Source organism: Pseudoalteromonas apostichopi, assembly GCF_030297135.1.
Lineage (GTDB): Bacteria > Pseudomonadota > Gammaproteobacteria > Enterobacterales > Alteromonadaceae > Pseudoalteromonas > Pseudoalteromonas apostichopi.
This window is the reverse complement of sequence record NZ_AP028065.1, coordinates 1,658,112-1,681,469: the sequence shown is the minus strand read 5'-3', so window position 1 is coordinate 1,681,469 and position 23,358 is coordinate 1,658,112. Positions and strand designations below refer to the sequence as shown.

Here is a 23,358-nt window from a genome sequence, read left to right as displayed (position 1 = left end):
GGTACTAAATGATTTGTTATACTATATCAGCTTGGTTATTTGTGTTATTTTATAACAAAACGTTTTCCCTTAATCTCTACAATTAGACCTTATGAAGTACTCAACTCTTAGTTTAGCCTTAGCTGCGGCATTTGCAGCAAATACACATGCAGCTGATAACAGCGATATGGAAACGATCACTATCGAGCATAAACAAGCGTTTCGTGGTGATATTCCAACAAAAGATTTACCGCAATCGATCACCACATTAAGTAAAGACATGATGACTGATAACGGTATCACTAAGTTTCGCGATGCACTCGATTTTTCTGCCAGTATTAGTCGTAAAAATAATGGCGGTGCGTTATGGGACAGCTACTCTATTCGTGGCTTGTCGGGTAACGAAAATATGCCATCTGGCTATTTAGTTAACGGCTTTAGTGGTGGTCGCGGTTTTGCAGGTCCGCGTGATGTATCAAACATTGAATATATTGAAGTGTTAAAAGGGCCGGGCTCAGCACTCTATGGTCGCTCAGAGCCGGGTGGTACAATTAACATCATCACTAAAAAACCGCAGTTTTATCAGCAAGGCCAACTTCAAGCCGAATTTGGCAGTGATGACCACAAGCGTATTCAAGGTGATTACACCAATGGTCTGACCGATGATTTAGCATTTAGAATCAACGGTGCATGGCAAGATAGCGACAGCTTTAGAGACTATGTACATCACGACAAATTCGTCATTACGCCTTCTCTTTATTACCAGATTAACGACAAGTCATCGCTTACTTATGAATTTGAATATGTTGACCAACAGCAAATGTATGATCGCGGTATTGTGGTACTTAATGATGATTTTGATACCGTTCCTGAGTCACGCTTTTTAGGTAACCCAAATGATGCGCCAACTAAAGTTCACTCTAGAGGCCATCAGATTAATTATAATTATGATTTTAATAGTCAGTGGTCATTACTAGCAGGGGCTAACTATCGTTCAGCAACCCTGACAGGAGAATCATCTGATGCTGAACTATCGCCATCTCGCCAATCTTTGTTTGATGATGGTAGAACGTTAACTCGTCAACATCGTTACCGTGATTATGAGTCTGAAGATACCTCTGTACGCTTTGAATTAAGTGGTCATTTTGATTTTGCAGGTATTACGAACCATGTACTCGTTGGTGCTGATGCGTATGATTATGAATTACGCACGGGGTTATATCGCTATCGTGGTGGTAATGGTACCTACACTATTGATATCTATGAGCCAGATTACAGCACTGGCAAAGGCCCTGAAATGGGCATGCAATACGAGAATAAAGAAGAGCAAAATGCTTATGGTATCTATTTGCAAGACCAGCTTGATTTAACCGATAACCTAAAAGTGATGCTAGGTCTGCGTTTTGATGAAATTGAGCAAGACATCTTTGAAACTAAGTCAGGTGTTGCTTCTAACAGTAAAGAAAATCGCATTAGCCCACGTTTGGGTGTGGTTTACGCTCTTAATGACGATATTAACTTTTACTCAAGCTACTCAGAAGGCTTTTTACCACTTAGCGGCACCGACGCAGAAGGTAAGCCATTCGGTTTTGAAGAAAGCGACTCGTTTGAAGTTGGTGTTAAATTTAGCTATGCCAATATCAGCGGCACGCTTGCTTACTTTGATGCAAGCAAGAGCAATATGCTGGTGGCAGACCCAGTCAATGTGGGTTATTCAACGCCGGTAGGTAAAGCAAATAGTACAGGTTTTGAGTTAGATTTAACGGGTTCATTGGGTGACAATACCGAGTACAACCTGTCTTATGCCTATGTAGATGCCGAGACAGCAACAGACAGTTTAAATGTTGACTGGTTAGTACCAATTCCGAAAGGCAGCCCACTTGTTAACGTACCAAAAAATAACCTTTCAATTGGTTTAAACCATGACTTAAGTGTATTTGCACAAGAAATAAAGATTGGTGGTCATTACCAATATGTGTCTGACCGTTTAGGCGACCCTGCTGATTTGACTTTTCGTCTGCCGAGCTATCAAACCGTTGGTTTATTTGCTAAATGGCGAGCGACTGAACGTACAACGGTATCATTAAATGTTGATAATGTGTTTGATGAAGAGTACATCGCAAGCTCATACAATGCATTGTGGGCCTACCCGGGCGCTCCTACGCAATTTAAACTTGGCGTGAGTTATGACTTCTGAGCACGTTAAAAGCCGTATTCACAGTATCGACATCATGCGTGGTGTCGTTATTTTGCTGATGTTACTTGATCATGTGCGAGAGCGCTTTTTCTTGCACATGCAGGTGGCTGACCCTATGGTGGTTGATACGACATCGCCGGGGCTTTTTTGGAGTCGCTTTGCTGCCCACTTTTGTGCGCCGACCTTTATCTTTTTAACCGGTTTATCGGCGTGGCTTTATAGTCACCCAGCAAGTGGTGTAGCGCGCTCTGCACGAAGTTTTTTAATAAAGCGAGGGCTATTTTTAATCGCGCTAGAAGTAACCCTCATTTGTTTTTCGTGGATGGGTTACTACCACACCATTTGGCTACAAGTGATGTGGGCGATTGGCCTTTGTATGCTGGTGTTAGCATTATTGATTAAGCTGCCACGTAATCTATTGCTGGTACTTGGCTTAGTTATTGTATTTGGTCATAACTTACTGACCCCAATCAGCTTTGCCCCTGATGAGTTTGGATATTCGCTATGGACGATTTTGCATGACCGAGGCTATCTATCTCAAGGTGGTTTAATCGACGTAAAAATTAGCTACCCAGTGCTGCCTTGGATTGGCGTTATTTTATTGGGTTACTGTGCAGGTCCTTTATATGCGCACACTCAAACGGCGGATTCGCGTAAACGAGCATTGCTGATGTTAGCGCTGTTATGTGTGGGATTATTTGCTGTGCTGCGTGGTTTTAATATTTATGGTGAAACCCTGCCTTGGCAAACGTTTAGCACCACAACAGAAACTATGATGTCGGTGTTTAACGTGACTAAGTACCCTCCATCACTAAGCTTCTTGCTTATCACTTTAGCAGGCATGTTTGTTGGTTTATGGTTCTTTGAAAGGCCGCTTAATCGCTTTACCAATGCACTACGTGTATATGGATCTGTGCCTATGTTCTTTTATATTTTACACCTCTATGTGCTTTTAATTATGTATCAAATTGGTATGTTGATATGGGGTGCAAATCAAGGACAGTATTTGGGAGTAAGTGATATATCCGGTATTTGGTTTATTACTTTACTGTTGGCAATAGGGCTTTATTGGCCAACCAAGAAGTTTAGTGAATATAAACGTAAGGCTAATAAGCCTTGGTTAAAGTATTTATAACGAAAAATGCCGATATGCTAAGCATATCGGCATTACTTACTATCCTAATTAACTAATCCTTAGTTAATTCGAGGTTTTTTACGACGAAGTGCCATCAGTGGTGCAACTGCTAGTAGTAACCAGCCGAATGAACCGCTTGATGATTTCTTGTCTTTTTCAATCTCTGTCTCTGGAGTCACTGCCTCAGGGAAAGTACAGCTACCATCGTCAGTATTGGCGTTTTCATCATAGTTAGTTGCTGAGCTATCAGTACAGCCAAGCTCTTCACCATCAGACATCACCGATAATACAAATGAACTCATTGCTGCATCAGTTGGGTTAACGCTGTCGCTAACTTTTACTGTTACATCAATATCACCATGGAAGTGCGCAGTTGGTGTGATAGTCACCGTGCTACCTGATGTATGACCAGATACTTCATAGGCAAAGTTCTCACCTAACACTTCGATTTGGTTGCTCACTTGGTTTTCATCAGCGTAAAGTACGTCAAAACTAATTGCTTCGTTTTCTGCTACGGACATGTCAGCTAACGCTGCAATCTCTAGGTTTCCTAGAACTTCAAGATCAAGGGTGATAGTTTCATCGTCTGCACCTACTAAACCATTTGTAAGTGATAGTTGGTGAGTTTGATTCGCTGCTTGTTCACCAATGTAAGCTTGGAATTTCACATCAAACTTAGAAACTTCAGGGCCTGTGTAGTCAAGACAAACAACCAGTTTGTCGTGAAGTACTTCGTCCATATTATTGAAGCCGTACTTGTTACCGATGTTTAAGTCGATAGGAATATCACCACTAATGAAACCTCGGCCATCAGCGGCTTTCAAGCCGATAGAACCTTGAGCATCAACTAAGCTTAGGTTGTCATAAGCAAATAGGAGTTCGTATTCACCTGGCTCATAATCAATGCCCATGCGCATGAACATTTCGACGTCAACAGATTGGCCTTCAGTTCTTGAACGTTGGATATTATCCCACTCGAGTACTAACCACTCACGCGATACTGTGTAAGTTGGTGTGATACCTGCGTTGGCATCATAATTACCGTTAGTAGAGTCTACACGCTCTGGGATCATATTGTCACCCACCCAGAATGGTGCAATGAGATATGGCGGCGGTGGCGGCTGAGTGTTGCCCTGTGGTAGCTCAACGTGGAATGGCGTTGTACGGCCTTGCGAGCCAAATGTGACTAAGCCAGCTGGATTCAGTTTAATTGAGTCAAAGTGATATTTGTTAAAGAATGGGAATGACACATCTAGATTAGTGTTCATGATTTCTTTAAATGTATATTCGAACTCGTTGTAGTACTGACCTTGAACACCTTCAAGGGTGCGCCAGCCCAATTCACGTAATTCTAGGTAGTAAGGATCCGGAGAATGTGCAGATGTTAATGAACACATTTCATCAGTGATGTTAGTCGTAATGTTGTAATTACGCTCTACATCTTTGGTTGTCTCTTGTACGCCCACTAGTGCTAACGCATTACTATCTAGTATAGGTGTAACCGGCGTTGAGTTAGAAGCGATAATACTGTCAGGGACAATTTCAACCCCTGCGGGGAACTCAGTGTTTAGTGCAAACTGACGCGCTTCATCTTCGTTATTAGCAATAACGCTGATTTCGAAGTCAACGAGGTCACCAACAAATGCTTTGTCTTTGTTAGCTGTAAAGGTCACGTCTTTATCAACTTGCTCGATGATCACTGGTACAAAACCAAGGTTACCCGCATCTTCAGGGTTACTGCCAATATCAAAGCCACCGAAGTAGATATCGCCTACTTCCATATCAGGGAGGTTATAAGCAAGATCAAGTTCAAGCTCGTCATAACCTGGTACGCTGCTTGGGCCTGTTACGGTTAATGAACCATTGTCTTCAGTAGTTACAGCTGTTGCAAACGATACCTCGATACCTTGATCAACTTCACCATACGATAAAGTCTGTAGGCTCATGTATAACGTGAAGTACTCACCCGCTTCTGGATCTACAATGTTACAGAAGTTAGTTAGGGTGTAGCTAGTTGACATACAAAGTGTTTCTTCGAATGAAGCGATGCCATCACCGTTACTATCTTTACCCATGAAGACAAGCACACGTGAAGTGTCGTTCATTACGCTTGCACTAAGCATTTTTGCGTCTTCTGGCACAGTCGTCCACTGAATATGGTTATTGTTTACGGCGTCGCCTTCACCTTCAACATCTACGCTATCGAATGGGTCGCCTGGTGTAGTGTCGTTGAATAGATGTACTGTTTCAACCTGACCTTTTGTTAAGCCGTAAGATTGTGTGGTTAGGTTGCTGATTTCATCAGTATTAAATGGGCCCACTTTCATCGTCGCAGAGCGGCGGTGTGCATCAATTTGAATATACTCAGGTAAACCAGTATCACCAGCGAAAGTCCATACAGGCATTTCTAGAATTGGTGATTCAGGATTGCTAGAGGTCATTACTATTTGACCTTGGTTACCTGTGTAATCAACAATTTCTTGTGGTGTTGCTTGTTGCCTTGCTTCAACAGTAACCACAATGCTTTGTGTCTCACCTGCTTTGATATCAAAACTGCTTGGCTCAACACTAATTTTGCTATTTCCAATCCAGTTTTCTGTATGAAGTGTCCAGCTTGCGTCTTCTGTCGCTGTAAAGGTTCTGATAAACGTACACTTAAAGCCACAGTCATTATCAACCATGTAAGCCGTGTTTAGTGCTTTTTCGCGGCCACCTAGGCTTGGGTTGGCAGCATTCATGTTCGCAATGCTTTCATCAAGAAGTAGGCCTGCTTTGTCAGCACGCTCAACTTGCATTTTACCTGAACCCATTTCAGCAAGAGCTGCATCAAAGCCATCATCGGTATAGTTGTTTAAGTATTGTGCTAAAGCTACTTGATTGTTTGCAGTTAACATCAATGCTGATTGAATTTGCATTGGGGTCCAATCAGGATGAGACTGTTTTAACAATGCTGCAGCACCTGCAACATGAGGACTTGCCATTGATGTCCCAGACATCGTTTGCCAGTCAGAGGTGGCTGGATTGCTTGTAAATGGCTGATCGTCTGATGACGGCGCGTAGATATCAACACCTGGTGCCGCTACATCTACAAGCAAGGTGTCAAAGCCAAAGTATGATGGACCACGCCCAGAGAAGAAAGCAATACGGTCTTTATCAACCGCTTCAACGGTGCCTTCGGTTGATTCAATCGTCCCCATGTGGCTGTCGCCTGTGCTTAGCCAATCAAGCAAGCTTACACCATCCACGTTTTTAATGTGAACAGTAGGGATTGGGTACGTAACTGATGGAATTGTATAACGATCGTAGAATGATACGTGGTTATAAATAATTAAACCTTCTGCACCACCTGCTTGTACATTTAACGATTTAGAATACAGTGGGTACGAACTACGTTTACAAACCACAATAACATTTTGCGTGCTTTCATCGATAGCTGTAGCTGGATCATCAACTAAATCAAATGTGCCTTCAGGGAATGGCTTGTCACAGTTAGCCAGAGCATAGCTTGAGCTTTCATTCGGGTTTTCAAAATCAGTCGCAGCAACGATTAAGCCTGATAGCTCGTTAAAGTTAACACCTGCACCTGTAAATGGACCCGGTGCTGATGTATCGCCACCAGTTAAGTCCTTAAGTTGCTTGTTACCAAAGTTTACTGTAGTTGACGGAGTATGTGCTGCAACTGTGGTTACCCAAGGTGATGAGTGATCAGCCGTCGAATATTCTGGACCATTATTACCAGCAGCTACTGCAACAAAAACACCTGTTTCGGCTGCATTCATAAATGCTTGTTCAATTGGGTCGCTCCAAGGATCTTCTTCAAGACCACCTAATGAAGCATTTAATACATCAACGTTATCAATTGCTGCTTGCTCAACAGCGGCTAAGATTGCGCTAGTTGGACAGCCTGCATATGGATCGCCTGAACCACCTGGCCAACATACTTGGTATGAGATGATATTGGCATGGGGTGCCATACCTGAAACTTGTGGGAAAATCACATTGGTTTCTAAACCAGAAGATTGGTTTTCATACTCAGTCAGCTTGTAAGGAATATCGTAAAGGATATTACCTGCAGCGGTACCTGCAACGTGTGAGCCATGACTATGATAGTCTTCACCATTTTCTGGGCGAGTCTCTTCAAATACAGAGTCGACATAAGCTGCGGTGATCTCAGGGTAAGAGTACACACCAATTAGCTTGTCGTTACAAAGGTCAGCAAATTCAGCAGTTGCACAGTCACCTAAGTATTTTTCGCCTAAAGGATTCGTGTGAGTGTAACCATCGCCGCCTACTGCCGCGAATGATGGGTGATCGGTGTTGATACCTGTATCTATGATACCCACAACCGTACCTTCACCTTTGTTGCTGCTAGGGTTGCTAGAACTGGCGCTCCATAGTGCAGAAGCACCTGTTTGCTCAATAGTATTAAAGGTATTTAGGCTGTAGATTTTTGAGCGGGTGATTTTCTTAACACCTGCAACTTTGGCAAGTCGCTTCGCTTCATCTTGTGTCATTTTGGTGGTGAAACCGTTTAATGCCACACTGAATGTACGCTCAACGTTCAGATTTAAGCCTTGCTGACTCATCGCTGTGTTTAGCACTGACTGACGTTTATTTGCTAGGTGATTAGCGTAAGTTGCAATGGCAGGTTGTGCCATATTCAAGGTCGAGCGCACTGCTGCTTGTTGACTTTGCATCACAACGTCTTTTGTGCTCGCAAGCCCCTTAACACCGCCTTGATAAGTCGAAATTGGTGCATCGTCTAGTTGCACGATGTAAGTTTGAATACCACTAATATCTTTCTCTGGTGTGAAAACTCGGCTTTGTTTTTTAACTGTGTTATTAACCTTGTCTTCCCACACAAATTCATTTGTAACTGTTTGCTTTGGCGCATAACCAGCTGGCTGTTCTGGCCATGCTTGATCATTTAGCGCAGCAGCAGACGTACCTACACCTAAGTAAAGTGCAGATGCGACCATCACTGATACTTTTTTCATATTGAACATGTGATCTAACTTCCCTCGAAGGATTATAATTATGAGCTCACGCTAGACGCGAACGGTTGTAATCAGTAGGGATAGTGTTGAGTTGTGACTATAACATCAATTGAATGTAAACAATTGGCACACACTGTTACAGCTTGGTACATTTTTACCGAAAAACTGCTTATCGAAACAAGATGCTTGCTCTTGCACCACTTAAGGTCTGTGCGTTATCTAAGCTAAACTTTGCGTTATTCCACAGGCACAGTTGCTTAACGATTGATAAGCCAAGACCAACACCCTGATAGCCTGTTTGGTGCACCGAGGCAGTTTTAGAAAATGGCTGCATAAGGCTGGCACGCATTTTTTCTGGGATCCCCGAACCATCATCTTCAATTGCTAACAAAGTGCCGTCTTTGCATTGCGAAACCCTGATATGAATTTGCGTATTAGCAAAGCGAACCGCGTTTCCGAGTAAGTTTTGTAATAAGCGTTGAAAGCTTTGCTTATCAACGCAAATAGCTTTTAATTCGCAGTCAAGACGAATAGCCAAAGGGCTATAGCTTTGAAACTTAGTAATGCAGGGCTGTAATAGCTCGTCTGGGCAGTAGTCTTTCACCAACAAGGTGGGTTCGCATTGTTCAAGTTCGGCATAGGTTAAGAATTCTTCAACTAATAGCTCAAGTTCAATTATGTCTTGCAAAACACTGTGGCGATAACTGTTGTTATCAACAACCGCTTCTAGGGCGAATTTAGCTCGTGAAATAGGCGTCAAAAAGTCATGGGAGACAGCATTGATTAATTCGCGTTGGCTTTGATTACGATTGTGCAGCGCTAAAGCCATATTATCAAAGGTATCACCAATACTTTTTAGTAAGCTAAAGCGCGTGAAGTGCACTTGTGCTGTAAAATCAGCATTGGAGATTTTACTGCTGGCTTTACGTAGCTTATTTAAATCAAACAGGAGTGGGCCTGTAAAAATCACCACAGCTAAGGCTAAGCTACTATAAAACAGAAGGCTAACTAAAGATTGATAACCCAAATCAGCCGGTTGGCTATAGGGGCCAATGCTTAATAAGGTGTTTCTATCATCTGCAAGCTTATGAAAGTAAACGTTGTTGTCCGCGTCGTTAACGCTAATCACTTGTCCAGCTAAAAGCGAAGCCTGTAACTCCTCACCAAGGTAAAAGTTCGCTAGAGGAGTTTGACTAATGCCTGAGTTATTAGGCGCAAGGCTCAGGATTTTTTCTGCCAATTGCTGCTCAGTGCTGTGGCTCGGTGGGTTTGGAAAATAGGTTTCTAGTAACCAAGCAGCACTCCCTAGACAAACTGCCAGCGTTAAATACAAATAACAAAACAGCCGCAACAAACTTCATCACCCCCACGCTTGTGGAGAGAAAATATATCCTTTACCCCAAACGGTGACGATTTTTTGTGCAGGTACAGCTTCATCACCGAGCTTTTTACGTAAGCGGCTAATGCGGCCATCGATGGTGCGGCTTTGACCATCGTATTTACGGCCTATGGTGCCATCAAATAATTGGTCTCGACTGACCAACTGGCCTGGTGATTTAGCAAGCTGGACCAGTATCTCGAACTCAGCACTGGTCAGTTCAAGTGGCTGGCTATGCAGGTAAGCCTCGCGCTGAATCGTATTAATACTTAAAGAACCAAAGCGAATATTGTACGCATTATGGGTGTTACTTATTGGTTTGACGGCTTGGCTGCGGCGAATGGTATTATTAATTCGCGCTAATAATATAGATGGGGAAACCGGTTTGGTTAGGTAATCATCGGCTCCTAGTTCAAGGCCAGTAATATGATCGACTTGGCTCTGCCTTGCAGTCATAAAAATAATTGGCGTATCTTGGTATTGTTTAAGCTCTTTAAATACCTCAAACCCATCTTCTGATCCTAATCCAACATCCAGCAAAATTAAGTCGTATTTATTACTGCTCGCTTGGTAACAGGCATGGCAACCACTATCAAAGTGGTCAAGGGTATAGCCATGACTACTTAAATAATTAGAGACTAGTTGGGCAAGTTTAAAATCATCTTCAATGTATAAAATAGTATGCTGGCTCATCAAAAAATACTCCATGCGATATCACGACGGCGTTTTTTAACATGCTGGTGGAATAAACTAATTTCGGTACTTTCTAATGGTTCGAGCTGTTCGCTGAGTAGCTCTAACACAATGTTGCGATTGTTTTGTACTGTGATTGCAAAGTTCTGTCCTTTATTCGGTTTTTGGCAAAATAACCTAATTTGTTGATCAGTAACGCGTATACACACAGTCTCGCTTACCTCGGTATACCAATTAATCGAGACATCCATTATGCAGTCTTGCTCTACTGTTACGCAGTTCTCGGGAGTTGCTTCGATATAGGCTGCTTGTGCGAATGTGCTGCTAACAAACGCAATGCTAAAAATGAATAAGATTGAAAAGAGCTTGGTGCGCAACATCATCAGTAATTCCATGCAAAGCCAGCATAAAACGACAGTAAGTTGCTGTCATCAATAAGGGGGCTATTGGCTATACCCGATGATAAGCGTTGGTATTTTACATCGCTTATAAATTGCCATTGTTCATTAAATTGGTATTGGTAACTGGCTTTTAGATTGTACTTTTGACTAGAGTGGCCTAAAAAAGGGCTAAACCCTGCTCCTATCTCTTGTAAAGCACTGCCATAGTAGTAATCCACCAAACCAGCACTTAAATGTTGTATTTCTGCGCCGAGCAAAACCAGATGCTGATCAAACAAAAACAAACGCTGTGCAGACAATGCGCCTTGTAACCCTTTGTGATAGTTGGTGAGCTCCATTGACCAATACGCGCTAAATCGCCAGCTTTGCCAGTCAACAATAGCTTCAATACCGCTCATGGCAGACAGTTTACGTTTTGATATTTTAGTAATATCACCGCGGCGCTTTATCACCAAAGGTTCTTCAAAACTTGAACCAGGTGGTCGCGGTGTCATTGAAGGGCGACCACTGGTTGTTCTAATTGCAGTCAGTACTGCTGAGTGTTTAGCAAAATAAAGCCCGTCTTCATTGAGTTGGGTGAAAAATGACACTTGATAATTGTCACCCCAGATAGGTGTCCAAGCAAACTGAGTGTTCGCAAATGAGAAGTCACCAGCGAATATCTCAATGCGTGGTAAAGCAAACAGAGCTATGTCTTCTTTTTTATATACGGGGTTGTCGAGTTGACCATAACCTAAGCTTAAACCAAGACTTACTCCCTCATCAGCCAAATAGGCAGAGTCAGTACTATTTGCCATTGATGAAAGGCAAGTAGCACTGATTAGAAATAGAACTCGCAGCCCCAGTGAGCAACCACCCAGAATAGTCACAAATAAAAAACCTTAATGAAAAATCTTGTTAACATTAAGTTTTTATTAACTGCTTGAACAATGAAATAATGTACCAAATTGTAGCAAGCTCTGGTTTTTGTAATTTAAGTTAGATAGGTAAATTGGTTTGATATTTATGTAGACTCTACTTTTTTTCTTAGCTTTTTTGGTAGAGCTGCAATGAATTTACTTAGGAAAAGTTGTTAAAAGTAAATGGTGTTTAAACCTGTGTTTAGCGCTATAGAGCGGGCTTAAGTACACGTCATTACTGGCATAGCGGTTTATTAAGTTGCTATTTGGGTGAGTTTTTGCGATATTAATTATATTATAATATTAACAGGAAGCTAATAAGATGACTCTGCCTAGTTCTCAATCTGCAAATGCTATTCGCATACTTGCTGTCGATGCCGTTCAACAAGCTAACTCTGGCCACCCAGGTGCGCCTATGGGTATGGCTGATATTGCAGCGGTATTGTGGCAAAACTTTAACCGCCATAACCCATTAAACCCAGACTGGTCTAACCGTGACCGTTTTGTGTTATCAAATGGCCATGGTTCAATGCTTCAATATGCATTGTTACACCTAAGCGGTTACGACGTAAGCATCGAAGATATTAAGCAATTCCGTCAGCTTCATTCTAAAACACCGGGTCACCCAGAATATGGTTACACACCAGGTGTTGAAACAACTACAGGTCCATTAGGTTCAGGTATTGCTAACGCGGTTGGTATGGCCATCGCTGAAAAAACCTTAGCAGCGCAATTTAATAAGCCACAGTTTGATATTGTTGATCACTTCACTTACTGCTTTATGGGTGATGGTTGTTTAATGGAAGGTATCTCGCACGAAGCATGTTCGCTGGCAGGTACTTTAGGTCTAGGCAAGCTAATCGCATTCTGGGATGACAATGGCATCTCTATCGATGGTGAAGTAGAAGGTTGGTTCACCGACGATACACCTGCACGTTTTGAATCTTACGGTTGGCAAGTTATTCGAGATGTTGATGGCCACGATATGCATGCGATTGCTGATGCAATCGAAGCGGCACAAAGCAACACCACGCAACCAACACTAATCTGTTGTAAAACAGTGATTGGTTTTGGCTCGCCAAATAAATCAGGTAGCCACGACTGTCACGGCGCACCACTTGGTCACGACGAAATTGCCGCAGTACGTGAACAGCTAAACTGGCCACACCCAGCATTTGAAGTTCCACAAGAGGTTTATAACGAGTGGAATAATCAAGCGAAAGGACAAGAGCTTGAAGGTGCATGGCAGCAAAAATTTGCGGCTTATAGCAAAGCACATCCTGAACTTGCAAAAGAATATACTCGTCGTGTCTTGGAAAAAGCATTACCAGCTAACTTTGCTGAATTAGCTGATGAGTACATTGCTAAATGCCAAGCTGACATGCAAAACATTGCGACACGTAAAGCATCACAAAATGCGATCACTTTCTTTGCTAACCAGCTTCCTGAACTAATGGGTGGCTCTGCTGACCTTGCAGGTTCTAACTTGACCTTATGGCCAGAAGCAAAAGGCTTACAAGATGCAGCTGATGGTAACTACGTATTCTATGGCGTACGTGAGTTTGGTATGAGCGCAATCATGAATGGTATTGCATTACATGGTGGCTTTATCCCATTTGGCGCAACCTTCTTAATGTTTATGGAATACGCACGTAATGCAGTACGCATGGCAGCATTAATGAAAGCACAGAGCATTTTTGTGTATACCCATGACTCAATCGGTCAAGGTGAAGATGGTCCAACTCACCAACCAATCGAGCAAATCGCTAACCTTCGCATGACACCAAATATGACTGCATGGCGTCCATGTGATGAAACTGAAACAGCGGTAGCTTGGCGCCAAGCGTTATTAAAAGAAACCGGCCCAAGTTCACTGATCTTCAGCCGTCAGGGTACAAAAGCAATGGCTCGTGATGCACAGCAAGTTGCTGACATTGCAAAAGGGGGTTATGTACTTGTTGATAGCGAACAAGCTGCAGAGCTTATTCTTATTGCAACGGGTTCTGAGGTTGAACTAGCTGTGAATGCCGCTGCTGAATTAACAGCACAAGGCAAGCAAGTTCGCGTGGTATCTATGCCATCAACGAATCAGTTTGACAGCCAAGACAAAGCATACCGTCAAAGCGTGCTACCAACTGGTACACCAAAGATTGCTGTTGAAGCTGCGCACCGTGACTTCTGGTTTAAGTATGTTGGCCAAGATGGTGATGTACTAGGCATGGATACATTTGGTGAGTCAGCGCCTGGTGCCGTATTGCTTGAGCATTTTGGTTTCACAGTGGCAAACCTAGTTGCAAAAGCAAACGCATTACTTGCTGAATAATGTGACAGGCGAAAAAATTATCGTAATCGCAACACGATAAGCCTGCTTTTACTAAAAGGCAGGCAATAAAAAGCCCGCAAACCTTGGTTTGCGGGCTTTTTGCTGCTTAAACAATCGGTTTAAACTAATTCGCTTAAGATTGACTCTAGTTTCTCTTGGTCAATTGCGAACTGACGAATACCTTGGCTTAGTTTTTCAGTTGCCATGGCATCTTCATTCATTCCCCAGCGGAAAGCCTGCTCAGTCATTGCTGCTGGCGCTTCTGCTTTTTCTGTTGCTGGTAATAGTTTTTGAGTTAATGGTGCGTCAGTTGCAGCTAGTTCAGCAAGTAGCTTAGGGCTGATAGTTAAACGGTCACAACCTGCTAATTGTTGGATTTCACCGATGTTACGGAAACTCGCGCCCATTACAATCGTGTCGTAGCCGTGCTTTTTGAAGTAGTTGTAGATATGCGTAACTGACTTAACGCCCGGATCGTTAGCACCGTCGAAATCAGCGCTTGCATCTTGTGCTTTGTACCAATCAAGAATACGGCCAACGAATGGTGAAATTAGGTAAGCGCCCACCTCGGCACAAGCACGTGCTTGAGCAAATGCAAATACCAGCGTTAGGTTACAACGAATACCTTTTGCTTCAAGTACTTTAGCCGCTTGAATACCTTCCCATGTTGAAGCAATTTTAATTAACACGCGCGATGTGTCGATGCCTTGCTCTTTATATAGAGCAACAAGCTCAAGTGCTTTATCAATGGTTGCCTGAGTATCAAATGATAAACGTGCATCAACTTCTGTTGAAACTAAACCTGGCACTTGCTCCATTAATTTAGAGCCAATTAATACCGCTAGTTTGTCAGCTGCTTTTGTTACAACTTCAGCTGCGTCACTGCTTTGTGCTTTTGCCCATGATACGGCTTCTGCAGCGAGTGGGCGATATTTCTCAATTTGAATCGCGTTTAAGATGAGTGATGGGTTTGTTGTTGCATCTTGCGGTTTATATTCGTTGATTGCTTCAAAATCACCCGTGTCAGCAACAACGGTTGTCACTGCTTTAAGTTGTTCTAATTGACTAGACATAGTTATCCCATTCTTATCATACAAAAGTTAATGTAGTGGCTTTAACCTATTATTTGTGCTGAAAAAACAATCTAATCTTCCAGAGAAACTGCGCAAAAAATCGCCCGCCAGCAGCAAATAATCCTGTTAATAATATTTTTATAATACCTTTACAATCTGGTATTGTTGATATTATCATACAAATAAAGATAATGACTAACAATGTTAGTAAGCAATTAGTGAAAGGTAATTATGTCTCGTTATACGTTGGGATTAGACTACGGGTCGGACTCGGTAAGAGCATTACTCGTTGATGTTGCGACTGGTGAAGAACTTGCCAGCCATTTAGTAAACTACCCGCGCTGGGCACAAGGTTTATATTGTGACCCAAGTAAAGATCAGTTTCGTCAGCATCCACAAGACTATATCGATAGCCTTGTAGAAGTAGTAAATGGTCTTTGGTCACAAGTTCCAGCAGGTACTGCAGACAAAGTAGTGGGTATGAGCTTTGATACGACTGGCTCAACACCTGTAGCAATTAATAGCCAAGGTACACCACTGGCATTAACTGAAGAATTTGCAGAAAACCCAAATGCAATGTTCATTTTGTGGAAAGACCATACGTCTATTAAAGAAGCAAATGAAATCACTGAAGCTGCAACTAACAACGATGTGAACTACCTTTCACACATGGGCGGTATCTACTCTTCTGAGTGGTACTGGGCCAAAGCATTACATATTTTCCGCGTTGATAGCAGTGTTAAAGCAGCCACTTATTCATGGGTTGAGCACTGCGATTGGATGACCGCGCTAATGTGCGGTACAACACACCCTGAAGCATTAAAGTTAGGTCGTTGTGCAACGGGCCACAAACAAATGTGGAACGAGCAGTGGGGCGGTTTCCCACCAAACAGCTTCTTCAGCAATATCGATCCACTATTAGATGGTGTTGTTGATACGTTAAATGCAACCACAGAGCCAAGCGACCAAGTTGCTGGCAACTTAACTGCTGAGTGGGCCGAGAAGCTTGGTTTACCACAAGGTATTGTTGTTGGTTACGGTGCATTTGACTGTCACATGGGCGCAGTAGCAGCCAATGTTCGCCCTGGTGTGCTAACCAAAGTAATGGGTACCTCAACGTGTGACATCACAGTAACGTCTCAAGAGCAGCTAGGTGATACTTGCGTTAAGGGTATTTGTGGTCAAGTTGATGGCTCGGTGATCCCAGGGTTAATTGGCTTAGAAGCTGGTCAATCTGCATTTGGTGATTTATACGCATGGTTCAAGAACTTAGTACTTTGGCCAACTCGCCAACTTACAAATCTATCTGACGCTGAGCAAGCGTTAGTTAACAAGCTAGAAGACTCAATCTTAGTTGATTTATCAAAAGCGGCGGCAGCACTGCCTGTATCAAGCAGCGACGTAACTGCGCTTGATTGGGTAAATGGTCGTCGTACGCCAGATGCTGACCAAAGCGTTGCCATGGCATTAACAGGCTTAAAAATGGGCACTGATGCACCTAAGTTCTTCAAAGCGCTTGTTGAAGCAACAGCCTTTGGCGCACGTGCTATCACTGAGCGCTTTCGTAGCGAGGGCGTGCCAATCGAGTCAGTAGTTGTTATCGGCGGTATTTCTAAAAAATCAGACTACGTAATGCAAACGTGTGCTGATGTTTGGAACTGCCCAATTGACGTTTTAGAAAGTGAGCAAAGTTGTGCATTAGGTGCGGCAATTATGGCTGCGGTTGCTGCGGGTGAGCACGCAACCGTGGCAGATGCTCAAAAAGTGATGGCGTCGTCAGTATGTCATCAGTACTTACCAAACCCTGAGCGCGTTGCTGTGTATGACGAGCTTTATGCTAGCTACCAAGCACTTGCAAGCTATGTAAACGGAGACAAGGCATGAGTTTTACTGAACTAAAACGTGAAGTCTATGAAGCGAACATGGAGCTGCAACGTCGTGGCTTAGTAATTTATACCTTTGGTAACGTATCGCAAATCGACCGCGACAAAGGCGTGATTGCGATTAAACCAAGTGGTGTTTCGTACGACCAAATGAAAGCCGAAGACATGGTGATCGTCGACCTTGAAAACAACATTGTTGAAGGGTCTATGCGTCCGTCTTCTGACACTAAAACGCATGTTCATTTATATCGTCACTTCGATGCAATTGGCGGTGTAACACACACGCATTCGACCTATGCAACTGCATGGGCGCAAGCAAAACAAAGCATTCCTTGCCTTGGCACAACTCACGCTGACTATGTACACGGTGACATCACCTGTACTCGTGAGCTAACTGATGAGCAAGTGAATGGCGATTATGAATTAGAAACCGGTATTCAAATTACTGATGCGTATCAAGACCGCGATCCGAAAGCTGCACCTATGGTGATTGTTGCGGGTCATGCGCCTTTCACGTGGGGTAAAGATGCCGCTCAGTCTGTATACCATGCAGCGCTACTCGAAGAGATTGCACGCATGGCGTATTTAACACGCACTTTAGATCCACACGCAGCTGAACTTAAAAAAGCAGTGATGGATAAACATTATCTACGTAAGCACGGTAAAAACGCGTATTACGGTCAGAGCAAATAGCAAGAATTTAGAGGATTATTAACATGACGACGATGACGAAAGAAGTCTGGTTTGTTACCGGCTCACAACATCTTTATGGTCCTAAGGTGTTAGAAACGGTTGCCAAAGACAGCGAAGCAATTGTAGCGGGCTTAAACAGCGAAGCGAATCTACCGGTAAACTTGGTATGTAAGCCTACCGTTAAGTCACCTGAAGAAATTCATGCTGTTTGCCAGGCGGCAAATACGGATCCTAACTGTGTTGGTTTAGTATTATGGATGCACACTTTCTCACCTGCGAAAATGTGGATTGCTGGCCTAAGCGAATTACGTAAGCCTTGGTTACACCTTCATACTCAGTTCAATGCAGCCCTTCCTTGGTCTGACATCAACATGAATTACATGAATACGCACCAAAGTGCACACGGTGACCGTGAGTTCGGTTTCATCGGTACTGTCATGCGTAAAGAGCGTAAAGTTGTTGCGGGTCACTGGCAACGTGCTGATGTACAACAGCAGTTAGATGACTGGTGTCGTGCGGCGAAAGGTTGGGCAGAAAGCCAAACACTAAAAGTTGCGCGTTTTGGCGACAACATGCGTCAAGTTGCGGTGACTGAAGGTAACAAAGTTTCAGCGCAAATTACTTTTGGTTATGAAGTACACGCGTTTGGTGTCGCTGAGCTTGTGAAAGTGGTTGATACTATCACTGAAGAAGAAGTTGATGCACAGTTAGAGCTTTATAAGCAAGACTACGTAATTGCTGACGAAACGCTACAAGACGATTACGCAGTGAAAATGCTACGCAACGAAGCGCGTTTAGAGCTTGGTATGGAGCGCTTCCTAGAGAAAGGCGGCTTTAAAGCATTCACAAACTGTTTTGAAGACTTATCAGGTCTTTCTGGTCTTCCGGGTCTTGCTACACAGCGCCTAATGTCGAAAGGCTATGGTTACGGTGGTGAGGGTGACTGGAAAACAGCTGCTATGGTTCGCATCATGAAAGTAATGGGTGAAGGCCGTGACGGCGGTTGTTCATTCATGGAAGATTACACTTACAACATGGGTGAGACTGACCAAGTACTTGGCGCGCACATGTTAGAAGTGTGTCCTTCAATTGCTGCGCAAAAACCACGCCTTGAAGTTCACCAGCACACGATCGGTGTGAAATGTGATGTAGGTCGTTTATTGTTTACTGCAAAACCAGGTGCTGCAATCAACGTATCACCAATTGATATGGGTAACCGTTTCCGTATTCTAATTAACGAAGTAGATACAGTGGCTCCGCCAGCTGATTTACCTCACTTACCGGTTGCTTCAGCGCTTTGGGAACCAAAACCAAATCTATCTGTAGCATCAGCTGCATGGATCCACGCCGGTGGTGCACACCACACTGCATACAGCCAAGCAGTAACAACCGATATGATTGTCGATTTTGCTGAAATGGCTGGCGTTGAAACGATGATCATCGATAACGATACGACGATCCGTGGTTTCAAAACAGAGCTTCGTCATAACGCAGCTTACTACATGCTAAAACGTGGCCTGTAAGAATTAGTACTTTATGTACTAGAACGTGCTGTGTGTGAGCACGTTCACCCCAAATTTTGTTGTCGATTAAGCCAGTGATGAGCCACGCTCTTCGCTGGCTTATGCTATTGTGAAGCGAAACTTTTTAGGAGTAGATATGATCGATTTAAGCGCCTACCAAGGCATTATTTTTGATATGGATGGCACCTTAATTGACTCAATGGGCAGTCACTTACAGGCATGGCAGAAAGCTTGCGAAGCCTATGGCTATCCATTCGATTACGACTACATGTACAGCTTAGGTGGCATTCCGACCGTTAAAACAATTGAAATGCTTAATGAAAAATTTGGCTTAGATCATGACCCTCTAGTTGTGGCAAAAGATAAACACCAATTTTGGGTTGATTTACAGCACCAACCGCTAGTGATTGACGAAACCGTCGCAGTACTTGAAAAGTACCATGGTGTATTACCGATGGGTGTGGGCACAGGTGCTGACCGCGAACATGCAATTGATCATTTAACTGATACCAATTTAATAAATAAAATTGGAGCGTTAGTGACTGCCAGTGATGTAAGTAAAGGCAAGCCAAACCCTGAAACATTCTTAAAAGTGGCAGAGCAATTAGGTGTTGAGCCAAGCCTGTGTGTGGTGTTTGAAGACACGCAAATTGGCTATCAAGCTGCCAAAAGTGCGGGAATGGATTGCATCATGGTGAAAGACGGAAAAATCCAACTTTAGCGATTAAATTTGCAATGGCACCCTTATTTGTATTATAAAACTATAAATACAATTACAAAAAGGTTATTCATATGTCATTGCAATGTGTTTTCCAAGGTTTAAAAACAACTCATCAAACAGCCAGTTCGAACACGAAAAAGTCGCGCGGGCTTTATGCATTGTTGGTGACATGTGGGATTGCCCTTACACCAGCTTGTGCTCATCAAGGAGACAATATGACTACTTCCCCTTCAGCATCAATGACGGCCTATGGCGTACTCGCTGATCAAACGCCAGTTAATCAAGTAACGCTGACTAACAGCAATGGTATTAGTGTTGATGTAATCAACTACGGCGGCATTATCACGCGTATTGAAACACCTGATGCAAAAGGTGAAATGGGTAATATTGTTCTCGGTTTAGATAACCTAGAAGCGTACACAAAAGCGACAACTTACTACGGTGCAATCATCGGTCGTTTTGGTAACCGTATTGCAAACGGTAAATTCACGTTAAATGGCACTGAATACCAATTAGCAACCAACGATGGTGACAACCATTTACACGGTGGTGTGCAAGGTTTCGATAAAAAAGTGTGGAACATGACACCGTTCACGACGCAAAACAGCGCAGGTGTTACCTTAAGCTTAGTGAGCCCTGATGGTGACCAAGGCTACCCGGGTGAAGTGACGACAGAAGTGACTTACACGCTAACGAACAACAACACGCTAGATATGCAGTTTATTGCTACAACAAGCAAGCCTACTATCATCAATATGACACAGCACAGCTACTTCAACCTAGCGGGTAAAGGCGACATTCTTGATCACCAAATGCAAATTAACGCAAAAGCAATTACGCCTGTGGATGGCGGCTTGATCCCAACTGGTGAGGTGATGGATGTGGCTGGCACACCGTTTGACTTCCGTACAGCTAAAGCAATCGGTCAAGATATCAAAGCAAGCAACGAACAACTGAAACTTGGTAAAGGTTATGACCATAACTTTGTGCTTAAAGACACGCCAAGCAATGAGCTTATTGAAGCTGCTACGGTTTACGAAGCAAACTCTGGCCGTACGTTAACAGTTTACACAGAAGAGCCTGCAGTACAGTTTTATTCAGGTAACTTCTTAGACGGTAGTACTGTGCAAGCGTCTGGCTTAGTGCATAATTTTAGAAGTGGTTTTTGTTTAGAGCCACAGCATTTCCCTGATGCACCAAATCAGCCAACGTTCCCAAGCACAACATTATTACCGGGTGAAGTGTATTCAACACGCATCGTGTACGAATTTGGTACAAAATAAAGGAACACAATCGTGAAAACAACAAAGCTTAAAAGCGCAATGCAAAAGGCTGGTTTAGCTAGCCTATTTGCCTTGTCGTTTGGTGCTCTGACGGGCTGTCAGACTACGGCTGAAGACAACACAGCCAAAGCAGATGTCGCAGCCGCAGCAAAAGCACCAATCCAAGATAATGGTATTTTTACCAATCCACTTTTTCCAAATGGCGCCGATCCATGGCTTGAGTACTGGGATGGTAACTATTACCTGACCACAACAACATGGACATCTGAGTTAGTGATGCGTAAATCACCAACACTAGCTGGCCTTGCTGATGCAACCCCTGTCAATGTTTGGTCTGATTCAAACCCTGAGCGTTGTTGTAACTTCTGGGCGTTTGAATTCCATCGTCTAAAAGGGCCAAACGGTTACCGTTGGTACATGATGTACACAGCTGGTACTGATGGCACTCTAGATAACCAACACTTAAATGTATTAGAAAGTGCTGGTGATGATCCTATGGGCCCATATGAATACAAGGGCGCATTAATGCCTAACGTATGGAACATCGACGGTAACTACCTAACGTATAAAGACAAGCTATATGTGATCTACTCACAATGGCAAGGCGATCAGCAATTAAACATTATTGCTGAAATGGAAAACCCGTGGACATTGAAAGAGAACTCACCGCATACGGTGATCACGCGTCCTGAGCTAGATTGGGAAATCAGTGGTCGTAAAGTAACTGAAGGCGCTGAAATTTTACAGCACAATGGCCGTACGTTTATGACGTACTCAGCAAGCTTCTGTAATACGCCAGATTACAAACTAGGTATGCTTGAGCTTGTTGGTGACGATCCGCTTAAAGCGAGCAGCTGGAAAAAATACGACAAGCCAGTATTTGAGCGTACAGAAGAAGTGTTTGGCCCTGGCCACAACGGCTTTTTCACATCGCCAGACGGCACAGAAGATTGGTTAGTTTATCACGGTAATGATTCGGTAGAGCACGGTTGTAGTGCGACTCGCTCATTACGCGCACAAAAATTTACTTGGAATGACGATGGCACGCCAAGCTTTGGTAAACCATTAACACCAGGCGTTGAAGTAGCACCGCCATCAGGTGAATACGGTCCACTGGTAACACGAGTGCAAGGTCAGCGCTACCAATTAGTGAATGCAACAAGCGGCTTATGTTTAGATATTGCAGCTGATCCACAAGATGCACGTGCTGTGCAACGTCAGTGTGCGAGCACCAATGGTCAATGGGTTATTGATGCAACAACAGTTGGTTTTGTTCGTTTAGCTAACCGTGAAGATAGCAAGTTTTTAGAGCTTGAAAGCTGTAATGATGCCGATAACGCTAAAGTGCAATCTGCAGCATGGCGCAATAACTTCTGCCAGCAATGGAAAGTAGCACCAAGCACAGATGGTAATGTATCTATTACTAACCGTTACACAGGCAAGCCATTAGCGGTTGCGGGCTGTTCTGCTGCACAAAACCAAGCAGTTTTACAGCAAAGCGACGCAACAGCGTGTGGCGACTGGCAATTACGCCCTATGGGTAGTGTTGTAGTATTAAGCCAACAAAGCGGTAAAGCACTTAGTGTGGCCGGTACGGATAAAGTGGGTACCAATGTTGAGCAACAAGCCTATACGCATAAAGATGCACAACAATGGTTCTTCACACCAACAGATACAGGTTATGTGAGCCTTAAACAAAGCGCTGACAGCGAGTTCTGTGCTGCGGTAGCTGATAACGCCTTAGTACCTGGTGCCAACGTAGAAATGGCTTCTTGTACGGCGAAAACAGCACAGTGGCGTATTGCTCCGGTAGAAGGCGGTGGCGTGATGCTAATCAACCGCTACACAAAACAAGCGCTTGGTTTAAGTAACTGTGGTTTAGCTGAAAACACTAACTTCGCACAACAACCTGATTTAGGTAACAAGTGCCAAGTGTTCCATCTGCGTGAACCAAATTAAGTTATAAGTAAAAAATCGACTCAACCAAAGCCACTTCATTTATGAGTGGCTTTTTTTGTGGCTGTCAGCCTTCAGCTGTCAGTTTTTAGCCGAGCGATGTTGTATGTTGGTGATATGTTTGTCTGCTTGATGGGTGTTGATTTCATGACGCGCCAAGCAAGCGTGACGCCTACCACACTACTTGCCTTGCTCATTCTCGGGTAGGTTGGTTTGAGCGAAGC

General features: G+C 43.4%; 15 protein-coding genes. 9 read left to right on the top strand and 6 right to left on the bottom strand.

Translation table 11 applies throughout. The annotated features are described in order from the left end of the window. Positions 1-91 precede the first annotated feature (91 nt). Both QUE86_RS07475 and QUE86_RS07470 read left to right on the top strand, forming a co-directional pair. Positions 92-2,176, top strand: a complete 2,085-nt coding sequence (locus QUE86_RS07475) for a TonB-dependent siderophore receptor (RefSeq protein ID WP_256855073.1) — start codon at positions 92-94, stop codon at positions 2,174-2,176. After that, entirely contained in the window at positions 2,166-3,311 is a 1,146-nt protein-coding gene (locus QUE86_RS07470; protein ID WP_286260208.1) for an acetyltransferase domain-containing protein, read from the top strand. The genes QUE86_RS07475 and QUE86_RS07470 overlap by 11 nt, the downstream gene beginning before the upstream one ends. 59 nt (positions 3,312-3,370) lie before the next feature. On the opposite strand, the gene QUE86_RS07465 is transcribed toward QUE86_RS07470, so the two are convergent. From QUE86_RS07465 to QUE86_RS07445, 5 genes are all read right to left on the bottom strand, one after another. Continuing rightward, complete coding sequence (locus QUE86_RS07465; protein WP_286260206.1) at positions 3,371-8,317, bottom strand: S8 family serine peptidase; 4,947 nt, start codon at positions 8,315-8,317, stop codon at positions 3,371-3,373. A gap of 160 nt (positions 8,318-8,477) precedes the next feature. Beyond that, positions 8,478-9,662, bottom strand: coding sequence for an ATP-binding protein (locus tag QUE86_RS07460; RefSeq protein ID WP_286260204.1), 1,185 nt, complete (start codon positions 9,660-9,662; stop codon positions 8,478-8,480). 6 nt (positions 9,663-9,668) lie between these two features. After that, positions 9,669-10,379, bottom strand: coding sequence for a response regulator transcription factor (locus tag QUE86_RS07455; RefSeq protein ID WP_286260203.1), 711 nt, complete (start codon positions 10,377-10,379; stop codon positions 9,669-9,671). Next, positions 10,379-10,762 (bottom strand): DUF3019 domain-containing protein, encoded by a 384-nt coding sequence (locus QUE86_RS07450; RefSeq protein WP_167658287.1) that lies wholly within the window; start codon positions 10,760-10,762, stop codon positions 10,379-10,381. Before QUE86_RS07450 ends, QUE86_RS07455 begins: the two co-directional genes overlap by 1 nt. Beyond that, on the bottom strand, positions 10,762-11,577 hold the full coding sequence (locus tag QUE86_RS07445) for a MipA/OmpV family protein (protein WP_286260200.1): 816 nt from the start codon (positions 11,575-11,577) through the stop codon (positions 10,762-10,764). The genes QUE86_RS07450 and QUE86_RS07445 overlap by 1 nt, the downstream gene beginning before the upstream one ends. Before the next feature lie 424 nt (positions 11,578-12,001). On the opposite strand from QUE86_RS07445, the gene tkt reads away from it, so the two are divergent. Then, a complete protein-coding gene (tkt, locus tag QUE86_RS07440; RefSeq protein WP_286260198.1) occupies positions 12,002-14,002 on the top strand; it encodes a transketolase in 2,001 nt (666 codons plus the stop codon). Between the two features lie 119 nt (positions 14,003-14,121). On the opposite strand, the gene tal is transcribed toward tkt, so the two are convergent. After that, entirely contained in the window at positions 14,122-15,075 is a 954-nt protein-coding gene (tal, locus tag QUE86_RS07435) for a transaldolase (protein ID WP_286260196.1), read from the bottom strand. A gap of 231 nt (positions 15,076-15,306) precedes the next feature. On the opposite strand from tal, the gene QUE86_RS07430 reads away from it, so the two are divergent. The 6 genes from QUE86_RS07430 (at position 15,307) to QUE86_RS07405 (ending at position 23,137) form a co-directional block, all read left to right on the top strand. After that, positions 15,307-16,959 carry a ribulokinase gene (locus tag QUE86_RS07430; protein ID WP_286260195.1) on the top strand — a complete coding sequence of 551 codons (1,653 nt, stop codon included), beginning with the start codon at positions 15,307-15,309 and terminating at the stop codon, positions 16,957-16,959. Next, positions 16,956-17,651 carry an L-ribulose-5-phosphate 4-epimerase gene (locus QUE86_RS07425; RefSeq protein ID WP_286260193.1) on the top strand — a complete coding sequence of 232 codons (696 nt, stop codon included), beginning with the start codon at positions 16,956-16,958 and terminating at the stop codon, positions 17,649-17,651. Before QUE86_RS07430 ends, QUE86_RS07425 begins: the two co-directional genes overlap by 4 nt. A 23-nt stretch (positions 17,652-17,674) precedes the next feature. Continuing rightward, positions 17,675-19,174 (top strand): L-arabinose isomerase, encoded by a 1,500-nt coding sequence (gene araA, locus QUE86_RS07420; RefSeq protein WP_130050172.1) that lies wholly within the window; start codon positions 17,675-17,677, stop codon positions 19,172-19,174. A gap of 136 nt (positions 19,175-19,310) precedes the next feature. Next, on the top strand, positions 19,311-19,895 hold the full coding sequence (locus tag QUE86_RS07415) for an HAD family hydrolase (protein ID WP_130050173.1): 585 nt from the start codon (positions 19,311-19,313) through the stop codon (positions 19,893-19,895). Positions 19,896-19,966: 71 nt separating this feature from the next. Further along, entirely contained in the window at positions 19,967-21,178 is a 1,212-nt protein-coding gene (locus QUE86_RS07410) for an aldose epimerase family protein (RefSeq protein WP_178926410.1), read from the top strand. A gap of 12 nt (positions 21,179-21,190) precedes the next feature. After that, complete coding sequence (locus tag QUE86_RS07405) at positions 21,191-23,137, top strand: RICIN domain-containing protein (protein ID WP_286260191.1); 1,947 nt, start codon at positions 21,191-21,193, stop codon at positions 23,135-23,137. Positions 23,138-23,358: the final 221 nt, after the last annotated feature.

Coding starts and splice junctions, on each gene's coding strand:
- araA (WP_130050172.1), top strand. CDS start 17,675: ATGACGACGATGACGAAAGAAGTCTGGTTTGTTACCGGCTCACAACAT.
- tkt (WP_286260198.1), top strand. CDS start 12,002: ATGACTCTGCCTAGTTCTCAATCTGCAAATGCTATTCGCATACTTGCT.
- QUE86_RS07410 (WP_178926410.1), top strand. CDS start 19,967: ATGTCATTGCAATGTGTTTTCCAAGGTTTAAAAACAACTCATCAAACA.
- QUE86_RS07450 (WP_167658287.1), bottom strand. CDS start 10,762: ATGATGTTGCGCACCAAGCTCTTTTCAATCTTATTCATTTTTAGCATT.
- QUE86_RS07465 (WP_286260206.1), bottom strand. CDS start 8,317: ATGTTCAATATGAAAAAAGTATCAGTGATGGTCGCATCTGCACTTTAC.
- tal (WP_286260196.1), bottom strand. CDS start 15,075: ATGTCTAGTCAATTAGAACAACTTAAAGCAGTGACAACCGTTGTTGCT.
- QUE86_RS07425 (WP_286260193.1), top strand. CDS start 16,956: ATGAGTTTTACTGAACTAAAACGTGAAGTCTATGAAGCGAACATGGAG.
- QUE86_RS07415 (WP_130050173.1), top strand. CDS start 19,311: ATGATCGATTTAAGCGCCTACCAAGGCATTATTTTTGATATGGATGGC.
- QUE86_RS07475 (WP_256855073.1), top strand. CDS start 92: ATGAAGTACTCAACTCTTAGTTTAGCCTTAGCTGCGGCATTTGCAGCA.
- QUE86_RS07455 (WP_286260203.1), bottom strand. CDS start 10,379: ATGAGCCAGCATACTATTTTATACATTGAAGATGATTTTAAACTTGCC.
- QUE86_RS07470 (WP_286260208.1), top strand. CDS start 2,166: ATGACTTCTGAGCACGTTAAAAGCCGTATTCACAGTATCGACATCATG.
- QUE86_RS07430 (WP_286260195.1), top strand. CDS start 15,307: ATGTCTCGTTATACGTTGGGATTAGACTACGGGTCGGACTCGGTAAGA.
- QUE86_RS07445 (WP_286260200.1), bottom strand. CDS start 11,577: ATGGCAAATAGTACTGACTCTGCCTATTTGGCTGATGAGGGAGTAAGT.